This window comes from Rhizobium sp. Root482 (assembly GCF_001426565.1).
Taxonomy (GTDB): Bacteria; Pseudomonadota; Alphaproteobacteria; order Rhizobiales; family Rhizobiaceae; genus Pararhizobium.
In genome coordinates this window covers 68,253-81,922 of the sequence record NZ_LMFA01000021.1, presented here as the reverse complement: position 1 = coordinate 81,922, position 13,670 = coordinate 68,253, and the positions used below count along the sequence as shown (strand labels likewise).

At 55.5% G+C, this 13,670-nt stretch carries 16 protein-coding genes and 1 pseudogene; 9 read left to right on the top strand and 8 right to left on the bottom strand.

The annotated features are described in order from the left end of the window. Positions 1 to 218: 218 nt before the first annotated feature. The 3 genes from ASD31_RS26020 (at position 219) to ASD31_RS14545 (ending at position 1,151) form a co-directional block, all read left to right on the top strand. Positions 219 to 395: a hypothetical protein gene (locus ASD31_RS26020; protein WP_156392674.1), complete on the top strand. Its 177-nt coding sequence runs from the start codon at positions 219 to 221 to the stop codon at positions 393 to 395. A 113-nt stretch (positions 396 to 508) separates the two neighbouring features. Beyond that, positions 509 to 718: a hypothetical protein gene (locus ASD31_RS14550; protein ID WP_056334983.1), complete on the top strand. Its 210-nt coding sequence runs from the start codon at positions 509 to 511 to the stop codon at positions 716 to 718. Between the two features lie 52 nt (positions 719 to 770). After that, positions 771 to 1,151: a hypothetical protein gene (locus ASD31_RS14545; RefSeq protein WP_056334979.1), complete on the top strand. Its 381-nt coding sequence runs from the start codon at positions 771 to 773 to the stop codon at positions 1,149 to 1,151. A 36-nt stretch (positions 1,152 to 1,187) separates the two neighbouring features. Here the strand turns inward: ASD31_RS14545 and ASD31_RS14540 are convergent, their stop codons facing one another. Next, the gene (locus ASD31_RS14540) at positions 1,188 to 2,273 is read right to left on the bottom strand and encodes a TIR domain-containing protein (protein WP_056334976.1); all 1,086 of its coding nucleotides are present in this window, start codon (positions 2,271 to 2,273) and stop codon (positions 1,188 to 1,190) included. Positions 2,274 to 2,463: 190 nt separating this feature from the next. Between ASD31_RS14540 and ASD31_RS14535 the strand changes: the two genes are divergently transcribed. The 3 genes from ASD31_RS14535 (at position 2,464) to ASD31_RS26015 (ending at position 3,373) form a co-directional block, all read left to right on the top strand. Beyond that, positions 2,464 to 2,775: a hypothetical protein gene (locus ASD31_RS14535; RefSeq protein WP_056334974.1), complete on the top strand. Its 312-nt coding sequence runs from the start codon at positions 2,464 to 2,466 to the stop codon at positions 2,773 to 2,775. A gap of 73 nt (positions 2,776 to 2,848) precedes the next feature. Continuing rightward, complete coding sequence (locus ASD31_RS14530) at positions 2,849 to 3,070, top strand: hypothetical protein (protein ID WP_056334971.1); 222 nt, start codon at positions 2,849 to 2,851, stop codon at positions 3,068 to 3,070. A gap of 84 nt (positions 3,071 to 3,154) precedes the next feature. Continuing rightward, a complete protein-coding gene (locus ASD31_RS26015) occupies positions 3,155 to 3,373 on the top strand; it encodes a hypothetical protein (protein ID WP_156392673.1) in 219 nt (72 codons plus the stop codon). 124 nt (positions 3,374 to 3,497) lie between these two features. Here the strand turns inward: ASD31_RS26015 and ASD31_RS14525 are convergent, their stop codons facing one another. The 7 genes and pseudogenes from ASD31_RS14525 to phaC form a co-directional block, all read right to left on the bottom strand. Next, positions 3,498 to 3,788: a hypothetical protein gene (locus ASD31_RS14525; protein WP_056334968.1), complete on the bottom strand. Its 291-nt coding sequence runs from the start codon at positions 3,786 to 3,788 to the stop codon at positions 3,498 to 3,500. Between the two features lie 46 nt (positions 3,789 to 3,834). Further along, positions 3,835 to 4,239 (bottom strand): hypothetical protein, encoded by a 405-nt coding sequence (locus tag ASD31_RS14520; protein WP_056334965.1) that lies wholly within the window; start codon positions 4,237 to 4,239, stop codon positions 3,835 to 3,837. Between the two features lie 335 nt (positions 4,240 to 4,574). Then, positions 4,575 to 5,957: a tyrosine-type recombinase/integrase gene (locus tag ASD31_RS14515; RefSeq protein ID WP_056334962.1), complete on the bottom strand. Its 1,383-nt coding sequence runs from the start codon at positions 5,955 to 5,957 to the stop codon at positions 4,575 to 4,577. Between the two features lie 287 nt (positions 5,958 to 6,244). Continuing rightward, a pseudogene (locus ASD31_RS14510) lies at positions 6,245 to 6,850 on the bottom strand (JAB domain-containing protein); the annotation flags it as partial. Positions 6,851 to 6,858: 8 nt separating this feature from the next. After that, positions 6,859 to 7,689, bottom strand: coding sequence for a type I methionyl aminopeptidase (map, locus tag ASD31_RS14505; protein ID WP_056334957.1), 831 nt, complete (start codon positions 7,687 to 7,689; stop codon positions 6,859 to 6,861). 30 nt (positions 7,690 to 7,719) lie between these two features. Next, positions 7,720 to 8,439, bottom strand: coding sequence for a DNA/RNA nuclease SfsA (gene sfsA / locus ASD31_RS14500; protein WP_056334954.1), 720 nt, complete (start codon positions 8,437 to 8,439; stop codon positions 7,720 to 7,722). 20 nt (positions 8,440 to 8,459) lie between these two features. Next, positions 8,460 to 10,313 (bottom strand): poly(3-hydroxyalkanoate) polymerase subunit PhaC, encoded by a 1,854-nt coding sequence (gene phaC, locus ASD31_RS14495; protein ID WP_056334951.1) that lies wholly within the window; start codon positions 10,311 to 10,313, stop codon positions 8,460 to 8,462. 168 nt (positions 10,314 to 10,481) lie between these two features. On the opposite strand from phaC, the gene ASD31_RS14490 reads away from it, so the two are divergent. The 3 genes from ASD31_RS14490 to ASD31_RS14480 all read left to right on the top strand — a co-directional run bounded on the left by ASD31_RS14490 (position 10,482) and on the right by ASD31_RS14480 (position 13,555). After that, positions 10,482 to 10,817 carry a hypothetical protein gene (locus tag ASD31_RS14490; protein ID WP_056334948.1) on the top strand — a complete coding sequence of 112 codons (336 nt, stop codon included), beginning with the start codon at positions 10,482 to 10,484 and terminating at the stop codon, positions 10,815 to 10,817. A 119-nt stretch (positions 10,818 to 10,936) separates the two neighbouring features. Next, on the top strand, positions 10,937 to 12,154 hold the full coding sequence (locus ASD31_RS14485) for an LL-diaminopimelate aminotransferase (protein WP_056334945.1): 1,218 nt from the start codon (positions 10,937 to 10,939) through the stop codon (positions 12,152 to 12,154). Positions 12,155 to 12,232: 78 nt separating this feature from the next. Further along, positions 12,233 to 13,555 (top strand): homoserine dehydrogenase, encoded by a 1,323-nt coding sequence (locus ASD31_RS14480; RefSeq protein WP_056334943.1) that lies wholly within the window; start codon positions 12,233 to 12,235, stop codon positions 13,553 to 13,555. Positions 13,556 to 13,670: the final 115 nt, after the last annotated feature.

Genomic DNA, 13,670 nt, shown 5'->3' with positions numbered 1-13,670 from the left:
CAATTGTAACCAAGCTACATTGCGTTTGTGCTTCTCGAATCGAAGCACAACCGGTGCTTCTCAATTCAGAAAAGCACCGGCTGTATTGTCAACTAAGCGGACAATGTCCGTCGAGTTGTTGAGTGCGAGACTGTAGCAGTCCCTCCCTAGACAAGAGAGAGGTTACAGTCTTCGCCCTTCAGCGACAAGGCGCAACATGTCGCAGAAAGGTAATTTCCATGAAACGAAAATCTCCTCCGGTAACACCTGAAATGGCTGCTCGTATCAAGTGGCTGCTTCAGACGCATATGATGCAGCACGACATCGCGGCTAAGTTTGGGATCAATCCCGGGCGGGTCAGCGAAATTAATACCGGCAAACGCTTCAAGGAAGTCGCACCGGTCTCCGGGGCTTGACGACAGGAGTCCGCTGCTTCGGTGGCGGACTCACTCTGTCTCGCTATTAGCAGCCCACAGCGAGAACTTCCTACCTTTTTTGTTTATCCGTCTCTCTAACTTGGACACCATTTATGATCAGCCTACAGACATGGCTTCTCGCGTTTTGTTTCGGTGCGTTTATCTGGTTTCTTGGAAGTCAAAGCGGACCAGTTGCCGCTGCCGCCCTAGTGGGTTTTTTCACAGTCGCCAATGGGCGGCATGGGGAAATCAAGATAGCAGAGCTTGAGAAGCGCTTGGAAGACCTTTCATGGCGTCTTCGCGATGTGATGAAAGATGAATAATGAAGCCGCTTAACTTGTCTCACGAAATCCACCATTCCACCATAAATAGCGGATGCTTCAACAGTTCAATCTCTACATCATCATCGTCTTAATCGTCCTGCTTTTGACCGTCTCCGGTGGCTTCTTTGCCTATCACCGGATCGCATCGGCGGACATCGCCTTGCTTGAGCAACAGACGGTGACCTATCGTCTCGCTGTCGATGAGCAGACACGAACAATTGAGACGATCTTGGCTGATGCGGCAAAGCTGGCGACGGCTAACAAGGCCCTGTCTGAACGGATGCTGCATACTGAAACGGAATTTGCTGCCGAATGGTCAGCGATCAACGAACTTGATTTGATGAGTGGCGGTAGTCTCGATGACATGGAAACCCGCGCCAATGACGTTTTCGGTAAATCGATAGATCAGCTTCAAAAAGCCACGAGCCGTTAAAGGCATTCTTTTGCCGCATGTGCTAAATCGCAAGGATTAGCGGCTATCGTGTTCTGCTGTGCTTTTTTCTTTTTCCGACAAAGCTTTCTTAAGCTCTAATATGAGCTTTGTTGCATTATAGGGTTTTGTGACGAGATATGCCGGAAACGGTCTTTCATTCGTGAGGAGTCGTTCCGGATATCGCGTATGAAATATGGGAACTGTCCCCCACTGCTGTTGAAAGTGGCGGGCAATATGGAGTCCTTGTGTCGGGCCTGACTGCAACGCAACTTCTGTTATCAAGAAGTCAGGTCTGGTTCTTTCACCTACCACCAGCGCTTCCGCCCCATCTCCTGCCAGTCCGACACAAACATAGTCGTTGGTCATCAAAAGAAGATGGATATCCGTGGCAATCTTGCTGTCCGGCTCTAGTATGACAAAGGTTGGTCGCCTTCCGTCCTTCACCACTCCTTCTACATCGGTTAATAGCGCGTCTAATCTCTGTCGTGTCTGGACCAGCTCATGTTTCAGGCTCACGACTTCAGCTTCCATGCGTGCACTTCCGGCGCGTGCATCCTGCAGCTCGGCATTCGCCTGTTCAACTGTCGCATTTGCTTCTTCCAGAGCGGCAACGCTGACTAAGCGAGACTTAGGGCTGTTTCTCAAGATTCGGGGGAGGTTTCTTCGCCACGCCTCTCTCTTGTGATCCCATGTAGAGTCGCTACGGTTCTCTAGCGAAATCGCGGAATGGCGAATTTTATCGCGAAGTTTCACCAGCCCGTTTTGGTCGGATATGTCCCACGCCTGAACCAACCCAAGAGTTCGGGTCACTTCATCAAAAGCTACCGGTTTCACAACGATTGGTAGCCGGTCTAGCGAGCGGGACCATGTGGCACCGAGTTCCATTAAGCAAAATTTACTCTCAAGGTAGGACGGTGTCATCAGCAGAATCACTAACGCGGGCGCTTCGATCCGCGACTTCATATAGTCGTTGAAGTTTTCACCCAAAGGTATGCCGTTTTCGGCAACGCTGGAACAGAAAATTTCATCCGTTGGCACGCCGATTGCCTCCTTTAAGAAGTCCACAAGCAGAGTTGCTAATTTTTTGTCTGCGACCGCGTGACTGATAAAGATTTTGCTCATGCTGTGCGTTTACCCGATGTGCTGGCTTTTCGACCGTTACCGTATAGGCGTTTGAGTCCAACTGGTTCTACATTATTTCTGCTACAAATATCGCCAGCGTTATCGTCCACCGAAATCACCATTTTTAATGATCTCCTAAAACACGCATAAATATTCGTCTGCTATCCTAGCGGGAAATGGAGATTAGTCGATGCGTCATCGCCAGTTTCAGACAAAGCCGGTTCGTCGGTCGTTCATTCGTGAAGCACCGGGAGTCGCTCTAGGTTTGGTCGCCATCGTTGTCGCTGGCGTTTACAGTGTCGGCAACATCTCATCGGTCACCGCGATAGCCCAAGGCTGTTCGATCAAAGGCAACATCAGTATCAATTCGCGTGAGAAGATTTTTCACGTTGCCGGGCAGGAATACTACGCCGCGACGAAGATCAGCCCGCAATATGGCGAGCGCTGGTTTTGCACGGAAGATGAGGCGAGGGCGGCAGGATGGCGAAAGGCTAGGAACTGATCCTGCCCTGATCCGATTGACTCTTGCCCACAAAGGGAACAAAGTTGGAACATCCGTCTAGGGATGTACCGCTATGATCGCAGCCAGCGAAGCCATTGTTGATGTTCTGCGCCGGATCGGCGCTACTCCGGACAAGCCTGTTGGCATGTACGAAATAGGCGTTCCTCTTGTGGGGAACCCGTACACACAAGACGACATCGTCAATGGGCTGTTTTGGCTTCAGCGAAAAGGTGTGATCGAGCTAAAAAATGACAACCGTTTGCAGCTGGTCAAAGAGTTGCCTTCAGGCGAGTAACCGCACCAAAAACGTTCCTCAACCCCTACTTGTTCTGATGCCACGAATGTTCCACAGTGGCTTGATTATATGAGGGGAAGCTAAATGAATATTGTTTTTCTTGCTGCCGTTGTCTCATCGTCAATGGCAAACCCGGGAACGTTGAATGCGCCTGCTGAAGGCCCTCAAGTTGCGATGATGTGCTTCAAGTCTGGCGAACAGGTCAGCGGAATGAACAAAATATGCTTCTATAATTGTGGTGGATCGGCGAAAGCCGTTACCGTTGGCGCTGCTGAACTTTGCCCGCTCTCGGTAGATGACTGATCAACGATAAGCATTTCGATGATCCTGACCACAGTCCAGTCATTCTTCATTGGGCCTTTTCACGGCAGATTGGTGAACGTCTTACCAATCTGCCGCTTCTTATCGCCGTTAAAGCTTTGGGGCTTTACGCAAAGTAAGCTCTGGCTTGTTCGGATAGCTTAAACTCGGTTGCCCACTGATAGATGCTTTCCAGCCCCTCTTTTTCCAGTTTCCACCCTTCTTCTGTGTCACCGGCAGCGAGCGCGTCGGTGAACGAGCGAACAGCCTTCTTCGCAGATTTAGCTGCCTCGTCCGCATAGCTGCTTTCAACGTCGCCAACAGCATTATCCAAGATTGTTTCAGCCTTCTGCAAAAAGTCTTGCGCATGTCTAAGGTTGAAGTCGTTTCTTTCCCTAAACCAGTTAAACGCTATCATATTAGATATCCTTTATGTGAAATTGTGTTGTTGAATGAAATCGCCATTACGTTGCGTCTGAAGTGAGGATGCAACGAATCTCAACCCGATCCCTTACCATTGCCCGTTGCTGCCATGCTGGTGCGTGTTCGATGCTCTTTTTGAATTCCGCTGCCTTATGAGCGCAAGTCATTTCTGCTTGGTTTTGGTATTGCCAGATGTCTCCCTCAATCGGTGATATTCGGACGGAAAAGCCGTCTTCGAAGTAGACGTGGCAATAATCTCCCATGCCGACATTCATCAGACGATCACAAGGTAACTGAAGATTGGTCACAACCGCATTGATTGCTGATGTTTTGTATGAGGCAACAGCCTCATACGTGTCCTTGTTGAATGCGCCAACATAGGTAAGGTAGAACAGGACGACACCGAGAAGCGTTACACTCGCGATATATCTTGTTGCTCGTTTCATTTTGATGCCTTTCCTGATTGTCATTATCGTTGTTCGTGCATTGTCTCGATGCAATGAATCATTCGCTTTTTAATAACGATTTCAATCTGTTAGCGAAGTGAGTCAACAGCCGCCTTATGTTCGTTTCGTGTTTTAATATGGTCCATGGCGGCATCCAGATAGCCAAAGTCCTTCGACCACTTTATGATTTTGCTGAATCCAGCGAAGTATTCCTTGTATGCCTTATCGTCGTAGACAAGCGTTTCTAGGGTAGTCATTGATATAAAGATTTTCCAAAATGGGAAATGATGACGTGTCACATAATATATAAAAGATTTTCAATTCGGTCATATTTCTTACGGGTTGATGTTAAGCTGTTCGTTTTCGTGTTCTTCTTTTTTAGGTGCAGCCGCAAGGGCTTTAACAAGAGCCTCCTTCTTATCTTTGAGTGTGTAACCGTTTCCTGATTTTCCATAATATAGTAGACGCCCGCCGAGCGAGTGACCGGAGATTGCAGCCTTGATGCCAAGATCGATATTTGCTGTTTTAATCAGGTCGTCCAATCGATGGCGTGCCGAGTAGAATGACTTGCCGGGTGTTACCGCTTGGAAGAACGGTGAAAGTTCGCCGTTCAGTATCGATGGTCCTCTATCCCCTTGATACAGGGTGAAGCCATCCGGAAATTGCTTCAACAGCTTCACGCCTTCGTCGGTCGCTATTGGCAAATCTCTATGCCGATCTTCCCCTGACTTGACCTGAGCGCGAAGACGATTGGGACCGATCTTCATGAACGGCGTCTTCGCATCTAGTCTGAGGTCCTCTTTCGTGATCCAGCACAATTCCTTGGGACCACATCCGGTGATGAGCGCAATTTGGATCATTGCCTTGGCTTGGTCCGACATATCCGCCGTTGGCAATGCGGCATAAATTGCCCTGACTTCGGCTTCAGTGAATGGAAGTCGCTTGCCAGCATCGCTAACTTTGAGCTTGATGCTATGTCCATCAAGGGCAGTGAACTTCCGCTTGTAGCGTTTATCCAATACAAGCTTCAGTACCTTTCGGACTTGGGTAATTCGACGGTTCGCGTGATCTGACCCAAACTTCTTGCTGGCGTCGAGAACATCGGTCCAAAGCGAATTGACGTATGTTTCTGCTATCGTCTCATCAATCGTAAGAACGTCGATGTCGCCACAGCGGGCAATGAAGTCCTTCATCGCATTTTCGTACCGCTTGATTTTTTGCTTCGCATCCCATTCACGCAGATTGAGAGTGAATTGATGGTCGAGTTCTTGATAAATCTCAAATGCCTTCATGATCAGAAGTGCCGGTTCCTTCGTCGCGCCAATAATCGTGACAGCATCCAAGTGAGTGGGATTATCGATGAAATACGCAATTCGGATACGTTGTGCCATCTCAGCCATTTGTTGTTCCATAGTATCCAAACGGATTTGAGCAGAGCTTTTGCTGGTGATGCCAAATTGTTCGGCGCGTTCCAACTGTTCATCATATGAAACGGTCTTAACCTTGCCATTGCCAGCAAGTGCCGCTTCATGATCCCGCTTGCATGTTTCGAGGTCGATCACGGCTTGCGTGAAGTCCGGACCCAACGACTTCGATACCTGTCGACGGTTCTCGAACAAGTGACGATGGCGAGGCGGAATGTTACGGATGTACGTATACTGGTTGCCGCGCTTGAATAGGTACTTTGGCGTCTTTGCTTTTTCGGTTGCTGCTTTCATGTTGTTAAATCGCAATAAGGTGCGGACGGCTCATGGCGAGCCGTCGCAAGAATGAAAATTTGGGATGATGAAAGAGACTATAGCCCATAAAAGCAGTGGCGTCAACCGATATGTTGCGCAACCCATTGTAATCATTACAGAAGTTGAAATGATTCCAAATTCTTGAGGCTTGTAATGGGGAAGTAGTGCAAGCGCGAATAATTGGCACTTTTATTGGCAGTCGAGGGGGTAAAGCAGGCTGACTGCTGGCGGAATTCGCCCTAAAAGCCTGTAAAAACAACGGGTTGTAAATCTGCCCCATGTGAAATAGCTCGCATTCTTCCGACCGGGGTGTGATCGACGGTGCCTGTCTGCTGCACCTCGTCGGCGATCAGGGCGTTGCGCTTGTCGAGGAACAGAATGCGAAACTGTTCGCGTATTTCGTGCGCCATTGCCGCATGGCAGTAATCGATAACCGAGGACCAGGAGGCAAGCACCTGCTTGCCTTTGAGTTCGCTTTTCAGGGTCCGGTGCGCGACGGAGGAAACCAGCTTGAGATCGAAAGCGACCGCCTCGCCGATCCCCTTGACCTCCTGCAGCAGGGCAGGCGAAGCGCCGAAGACCCCGGCCAGCGTGCCGAACCGCTCCAGCAGCGCTTTTGCGATCGGTTTGGTGTCGCGTCGCGGGATCAATCGGAAGAGCAGCAGTTCGAGGATTTCATAGTCCGCAAGCGCCGTATCGCCATGATCCCGATAACGGGTCCGCAGCCGGTCCCTGTGGCCATGATAATGCGCGTCGTCGGATGGGGTAGCGGCAATGTTGAGGCCCGCACGCTTGGGTGCCTGCTCAGCAAAAAATCCCCTCTCGTCGGCCGGCTGGAAAACTTCGCCATCGGGAGAGGGGGGCTTGGCCATTGGAAACCCTATTGAGCGGTGAGCCCCGGCCGGTCGAGCCCGGCCGGCGACAGGGTGAAGATCTCGCAGCCTTCGGCCGTCACGCCGACCGCATGTTCGTATTGCGCCGAAAGCGACCGGTCGCGCGTCACGGCCGTCCAGCCATCCCTCAGGACTTTGACATGCGGGCGGCCGAGATTGATCATCGGCTCGATGGTGAAGATCATGCCTTCGCGCATTTCCGGGCCTTCATTGGCGCGGCCGTAATGCAGGATATTGGGCGCATCGTGAAACAGCCGGCCGACGCCATGGCCGCAGAAATCGCGAACCACCGAACAACGCTCGGCTTCGGCAAAGCTCTGGATGGCCTCCCCGATGGCGCCGGTGCGCGCGCCTGGCTTGACGGCGGCGATGCCGCGCATCAGGCATTCATGGGTGACCTCGAGCAAGCGATAGGCGGCGCGCTTGATCTCGCCGACAGGATACATGCGGCTGGAATCGCCATGCCAGCCATCGACGATATAGGTGACGTCGATATTGACGATGTCGCCTTCGCGCAGCGGCTTCTCATCCGGAATGCCGTGACAGACGACGTGGTTGATCGAGGTGCAGGAGGATTTCATATAGCCGCGATAGTTCAGCGTCGCGGGCAGGGCGCCGTGATCCATGCCGAAATCGAAGACGAAGCGATCGATCTCATTCGTGGTGACGCCCGGTTGCACGCGGCTTGCCAATTCATCGAGGCAACGGGCCGTCAGCTGGCAGGCACGCTTGATGCCGGCGAAATCGTCAGGCGTATAAAGGCGGATGGCGCCGGTGTTCTTGTAAGGCGCGGAGGCCGCTTCGATATAGGTTACCATTACGGGGCTTTCGTTTGTCTTTGCCTGTTGTCATAGATCAGCAAGGGCCGGTTCGTCCATGGCGATCAGGCCGGCCGGGACGATTTGCTGCGGCGAAACCCGGCATTGGACGGCAAAGACTTCGACGCCGCGCTGTCGCGCGTACCGGAAGGCACTGGCGTAGAGCGGATCGAATTCCGCGCAGATCGAGAGGCGGTCGCAGTCATCGCGCTGGATGAGATAGACCATGATGCCGCGATGGCCCATCTCGACCATATCGCCCAGTTCCTCGAGATGTTTTGCGCCGCGTTTGGTCGGGCTGTCAGGAAATTCCGCAAGGCCCTGGATTCGGCTGAAGTGGACGTTCTTCACCTCGACATAGGCGAGCCCGCGTTGCGGGTCGCTCAAAAGCAGGTCGATGCGCGAATTGCGGCCATATTTCCGTTCGCGCTCGACCTTTGCATAGAGATGAAGATCGGAAACCTGCCCGGCCCGGATTGCCTCTTCGGCCAGCCGGTTGGGCAGGCCGGTATTGATGCCGATGGTCGTATCGCCGACCTCCACCATTTCCAGCATGTGCCGGTATTTTCGCGTCGGGCTGTCATGCTGCGACAACCAGATGCGCGAACCCGGTGCGGTCAGGCCGCGCATGGAGCCGGTATTGGGGCACGAGCCGGTAATGGCGCTTCCGTCTTCCAGCACCGCATCGAAGAGAAAGCGTTTGTAGCGCTGGACAAGGACGGCGGGGAGCAACGGCGGATCGAAATACATGAATGAGGAAATCCGTTGGCTCAGGCGCGGGCCCGGACATAGGAACCGGGCGCTTCCTCCAGCGAATTGAGCGTCCCGCCGGTCTTGCGTGCCGGCACGCGTTCGCCGTCAAGCGCCTCGATCCATTTGTGCCAATGCGGCCACCAGGAACCCGGCGTTTCACTGGCCGTCTTGACCCAGTCCTCGAATTCACCCTCGACAGGCCCGCCCGTCCAGAACTGGTACTTGCCCTTGTCCGGCGGATTGACGACGCCGGCAATATGGCCGGAGCCGGACATGACATAGGTCACGTCGCCACCGAAAGACCGGCTGCCGAGAAACACCGACTTTGCCGGCGCGATATGGTCTTCGCGGGTGGCGAGATTATAGACCGGGATCTTGATGTCACCGAGCGAAATCTTCTTCCCGGCCAGCACCATCTCGCCCTTGGAGAGATTGTTGTGGAGATAGCAGTTGCGCAGATAGAAGGAGTGGTTGGCGGCCGGCATGCGGGTCGAATCGGAATTCCAGTAGAGCAGGTCGAAGGCGGTCGGCTCCTGTCCCTTGAGATAGTTGTTGACGAAATAGGGCCAGATGAGCTCGGAGGCGCGCAGCATGTTGAAGGCCGTCGCCATCTTCGAACCGTCGAGATAGCCGTTCTCCTTCATCTGCTCCTCCATTCTCTCGATCTGTTCGTCATCGACGAAGACCTTGAGGTCGCCGGCATGGGTGAAATCGACCTGAGTGGTGAACAGCGTGGCGGAGCGGATACGCCTGTCGCCCTCCTGTGCATGGAGCGCAAGGGTTGCCGCAAGCAGCGTGCCGCCGACGCAATAGCCGATCGCATTGACCTCCTCTTCGCCCGTCGCCTGGCGAATCGTGTCGAGCGCGAAACCGATGCCGTCGCGGGCATAGGCCTCCCAATCCTTGTTTGCATGGCGCTCGTCCGGGTTCACCCATGAAATGACGAAGACCGTGTGTCCCTGGTCCACCGCCCATTTGATGAAGGATTTTTGCGGATTGAGATCGAGCACATAGAACTTGTTGATCCAGGGCGGGCAGATCAACAGCGGCCGCTTCAGCACCGTCTCGGTGGAGGCGTCATATTGAATGACCTGGCAGACGTCGCTCTGGGCAAGCACCTTGCCAGGCGTTATGGCGATATTCTCACCGATGGCGAATTTGCTCGTATCCGTCTGTCGAAGTTTCAGGTCTCCCTTTCCGGCGATCACGTCCTCGGCGAGCATCTGCATGCCGCGCACCAGATTGGCGCCGCTGGAGGCTACCGTTTCCCGGTAGAGCTGCGGGTTTGTGGTGACGAAATTCGACGGCGAGATGGCGCTGGCGATCTGGCGGACATAGAAGGCCGCCTTGTGCTTTGTATGGTCGTCGAGCCCTTCGGCCTCCCGCACCATCCGGTCCGCCCAGTCCGACGTCACGAAATAGGCTTGCCGGAGAAAGTCGAAGAACGGATTGGCGACCCAGTCCGCATCGGAAAAGCGCTTGTCCGTGCGTGCGCCATCGTCGGGCTCGGCCACCGTCTCGCCGTTTATTTTCTGTAGACTGCGCGTCCAGATGGAAAAGAAGCTTCCCATCAGCTGCGTTTGCGCATCCAGGGTCCGGCGCGGATCGGACAGCCAGTATTCGGATATTTTTGAGAGCGTCTTGACCATGTCGACGACCGGATCGGCCATCAGGTCGCTCTTTTCACCGCTTTCGCGCGGCGCAAGCCAGGCCGATGCCGCCTTGCCGAGTTGCTCGACCGTGCGGGCGAGATTGAGGGTGAGGGCCTGCGGGTCCTTGACGATATAGGCATCGACGGATTTCGGATCGAAACCGGTGAAACCATCCGCGCCGGCGGTGGTTCGACCTTCGGACTTCCGGTCGTCTGCCACTGCGCATCCTCCACAGATGTTTGTCGTTTTGTCTTTTTACATTCTGCCCTAAAATGATTACAAGTCCAGCGTGCCGGACGTGATGACAACAGGGCAGAGGCCGATTTCCGGCAGAGATTCAACGATATGCGCCGCCTATGGCAAGAAGATGAAGACGGGAAAACAGAGATGATGCGGATGGCGACGGGTTTTGGCCTTGCGGGCTTGGTGCTCGCCCTTGCCGCGTGTTCCTCGTCCTCTGGCCCGGCGCAGCCATCGCTCTATTCCGCCGCCGCCAAGCCTGCCTCGGCCGATGTCTATCCGGTGATCGAGGGAAAATTGCCGGCCGCAAGCGCGCAGATGAGCAATGAGGAAGCGGCCACCCAATCGGCTCGGCTGACGGCGCTCGGCGGCGCCCGCTCGTCCGGCCAGATCACCGAAGCGGAATATCAGCGCCGCCTGAAGGAACTGCGCTTGCTTGCCGCCAATCACGGCTCGGATGCGCTGAAGCAGATCGAGAATTAGCGCTTGCGTTCCAGCGGATTTGGACGCAAAGCCTTTCATGGCCGCGTGGCCTTTTGCACCGCGCACGTCTCCATGCCGCACATGATTCATGCATGGGGCCGCGCAAGACGAGGTTAGAGATGGAAGAGTTTCACAAAGTCCGGCGTCTGCCGCCTTATGTCTTCGAACAGGTCAATCGTTTGAAGGCGAGCGCGCGAGCGGGCGGAGCCGACATCATCGACCTTGGAATGGGCAATCCGGACCTTCCGACGCCGCAAGCGATCGTCGACAAGCTGTGCGAAGCGGTCAAGGATCCGCGCACCCACCGCTATTCTTCCTCAAAGGGCATTCCGGGCCTGCGCCGGGCGCAGGCCGCCTATTATGCGCGCCGCTTCGGCGTCAAGCTCAATCCGGATACCCAGGTCGTCGCGACCCTTGGTTCCAAGGAAGGCTTTGCCAACATGGCGCAGGCGATCACCGCGCCCGGTGATGTCATCCTTTGCCCCAACCCGACCTATCCGATCCACGCCTTCGGCTTCCTGATGACCGGCGGCGTCATCCGCTCGATTTCGGTCGAGCCGGACGATACTTTCTTCCCGCCGCTTGAGCGGGCGATCCGCCACTCCATCCCCAAGCCTATCGCGCTGGTGATCAACTATCCGTCCAATCCGACCGCGCATATCGCGACGCTGGATTTCTACAAGGAAGTCGTGGCCTTCGCCAAGAAGCACGACATCGTCATCCTGTCGGATCTCGCCTATTCGGAAATCTATTTCGATGGTACGCCGCCGCCATCGGTGCTCGAAGTTCCCGGCGCCGTTGATATCACGGTCGAATTCACCTCGATGTCGAAGACCTTTTCCATGCCGGGCTGGCGCATGGGTTTTGCGGTCGGCAACGAACGGCTGATTGCGGCGCTGACGCGGGTCAAGTCCTACCTGGATTACGGTGCCTTCACGCCGATCCAGGTTGCCGCGACCCATGCGCTGAACGGCGACGGGTCCGATATCGAGGAGGTGCGCAATATCTATCGCCGCCGCCGCGACGTGCTGGTCGATAGCTTCGGCAAGGCCGGATGGGATGTGCCGCCGCCGGCCGCCACCATGTTTGCCTGGGCAAAAATCCCGGAAAAATTCCGCCATCTCGGTTCGCTGGAGTTTTCCAAGCTGCTGGTCGAAAAGGCCGATATCGCGGTGGCGCCGGGCATCGGCTTCGGCGAGCAGGGCGATGACTATATCCGCATCGCGCTGGTCGAGAACGAACACCGGATTCGCCAGGCGGCCCGTAGCCTGAAGAAGTTTCTTTCGTCTGCCGATGACACTCTGCACAATGTCATTTCGCTGAACGCCCACCGCTGAGACGCCGGAAACATCCGGCATCCTCTTGAATCCGCTTCGCCTTTCGGCGAGGCGCTCTCTATATGTTAGGAACTACCTATGGCAGATGCCCTTAAAATCGGCATTGCGGGCTTGGGAACCGTCGGTGCCTCGCTCGTGCGTATTCTTCAGGAGCGCCGCGCGGCGCTGGAAACCACCTGCGGCAGGGCCATCGAGATCACCGCCGTCACCGCCCGCGACCGGAACCGCGATCGCGGCGTGGACCTTTCAACCACGACATGGCATGAGGATGCGCTTTCGCTGGCAGGGACTGCCGATATCGACGTTTTCGTCGAACTGATGGGCGGCGCCGGCGAACCGGCCCTGTCGGCAGTCAAGGCCGCACTTTCCCGCGGCGTCCATGTGGTCACCGCCAACAAGGCCCTGCTTGCCGCCCATGGCATCGCGCTTGCCGGCCTTGCCGAGGAAAACGGCGCGCTTCTCAATTACGAGGCAGCCGTCGCCGGCGGCATTCCGGTCATCAAGGCGCTGCGTGAATCGCTGACCGGCAACACGATCTCGCGCGTCTATGGCATCATGAACGGCACCTGCAACTACATCCTGACCAAGATGGAAAAGGAAGGCCTGTCATTTGCCGATTGCCTCCGGGAAGCGCAACGGCTTGGCTATGCTGAGGCCGATCCCGCCTTCGACATCGAGGGCAATGATACCGCCCACAAGCTTTCCATCCTCACCAGCCTTGCCTTCGGAACCGCAATCGCCGCCGAGGATATCTATCTCGAGGGCATTACCAATATTTCGATCGACGATATCCATGCCGCCGCCGATCTTGGCTACCGGATCAAGCTGCTCGGCGTCGCCCAGCGCACCGAGAGCGGCATCGAGCAGCGCGTACACCCGACCATGGTGCCGCTCGATTCGGTGATCGCGCAGGTCGATGGCGTCACCAATGCGGTGGCGATCGAATCCGATATCCTCGGCGAACTGCTGATGGTCGGTCCCGGCGCCGGCGGCAATGCCACGGCATCCGCCGTCCTTGGCGATATCGCCGATATCGCCAAGAGCCGGCCCGGCGAGCAGCACGTTCCGGCCTTCGGGCGTCCGGTCACTGCACTGCTCCCCTACAGGCAGGCGCAGATCCAGAGCCATGAGGGCGGCTATTTCATTCGTCTCAAAGTTCTCGACAAGACCGGCGTCTTTGCCAGCATCGCGACGCGCATGGCGGAAAACCGCATCTCGCTCGAATCGATCGTCCAGCATTCCAAGCATCCCGTCGAGACCGGCGAGCCGCAGACGATCATCCTCGTCACCCATGCGACCACCGAGGCGGCGGTGCGCAAGTCCGTCCTGACGATCAAGAACGAAGGCTATCTCGTCGGCGATCCGCAGGTCATCCGCATCGAGCGCCCGAAGGCCGCCTGACAAGATTGAACCGTTTCCAGCGGCCCTATCCGGATGCGAGCCGGGTAGGGCCGTTTCGATTCCGGTTTACGGCGAGGGCCAAAGACGGCTACGAACACGGGCAAACGATGGGAGA

Excerpts from the sequence above, each read along its gene's own strand:
- ASD31_RS14485 (WP_056334945.1), top strand. The coding sequence starts at position 10,937 with ATGGAAGAGTTTCACAAAGTCCGGCGTCTGCCGCCTTATGTCTTCGAA.
- ASD31_RS14520 (WP_056334965.1), bottom strand. The coding sequence starts at position 4,239 with ATGAAACGAGCAACAAGATATATCGCGAGTGTAACGCTTCTCGGTGTC.
- ASD31_RS14540 (WP_056334976.1), bottom strand. The coding sequence starts at position 2,273 with ATGAGCAAAATCTTTATCAGTCACGCGGTCGCAGACAAAAAATTAGCA.
- ASD31_RS14525 (WP_056334968.1), bottom strand. The coding sequence starts at position 3,788 with ATGATAGCGTTTAACTGGTTTAGGGAAAGAAACGACTTCAACCTTAGA.
- ASD31_RS14545 (WP_056334979.1), top strand. The coding sequence starts at position 771 with ATGCTTCAACAGTTCAATCTCTACATCATCATCGTCTTAATCGTCCTG.
- ASD31_RS14550 (WP_056334983.1), top strand. The coding sequence starts at position 509 with ATGATCAGCCTACAGACATGGCTTCTCGCGTTTTGTTTCGGTGCGTTT.
- map (WP_056334957.1), bottom strand. The coding sequence starts at position 7,689 with ATGGTAACCTATATCGAAGCGGCCTCCGCGCCTTACAAGAACACCGGC.
- ASD31_RS14515 (WP_056334962.1), bottom strand. The coding sequence starts at position 5,957 with ATGAAAGCAGCAACCGAAAAAGCAAAGACGCCAAAGTACCTATTCAAG.
- ASD31_RS14490 (WP_056334948.1), top strand. The coding sequence starts at position 10,482 with ATGATGCGGATGGCGACGGGTTTTGGCCTTGCGGGCTTGGTGCTCGCC.
- sfsA (WP_056334954.1), bottom strand. The coding sequence starts at position 8,439 with ATGTATTTCGATCCGCCGTTGCTCCCCGCCGTCCTTGTCCAGCGCTAC.
- ASD31_RS26020 (WP_156392674.1), top strand. The coding sequence starts at position 219 with ATGAAACGAAAATCTCCTCCGGTAACACCTGAAATGGCTGCTCGTATC.
- ASD31_RS14530 (WP_056334971.1), top strand. The coding sequence starts at position 2,849 with ATGATCGCAGCCAGCGAAGCCATTGTTGATGTTCTGCGCCGGATCGGC.
- ASD31_RS14480 (WP_056334943.1), top strand. The coding sequence starts at position 12,233 with ATGGCAGATGCCCTTAAAATCGGCATTGCGGGCTTGGGAACCGTCGGT.
- ASD31_RS26015 (WP_156392673.1), top strand. The coding sequence starts at position 3,155 with ATGAATATTGTTTTTCTTGCTGCCGTTGTCTCATCGTCAATGGCAAAC.
- ASD31_RS14535 (WP_056334974.1), top strand. The coding sequence starts at position 2,464 with ATGCGTCATCGCCAGTTTCAGACAAAGCCGGTTCGTCGGTCGTTCATT.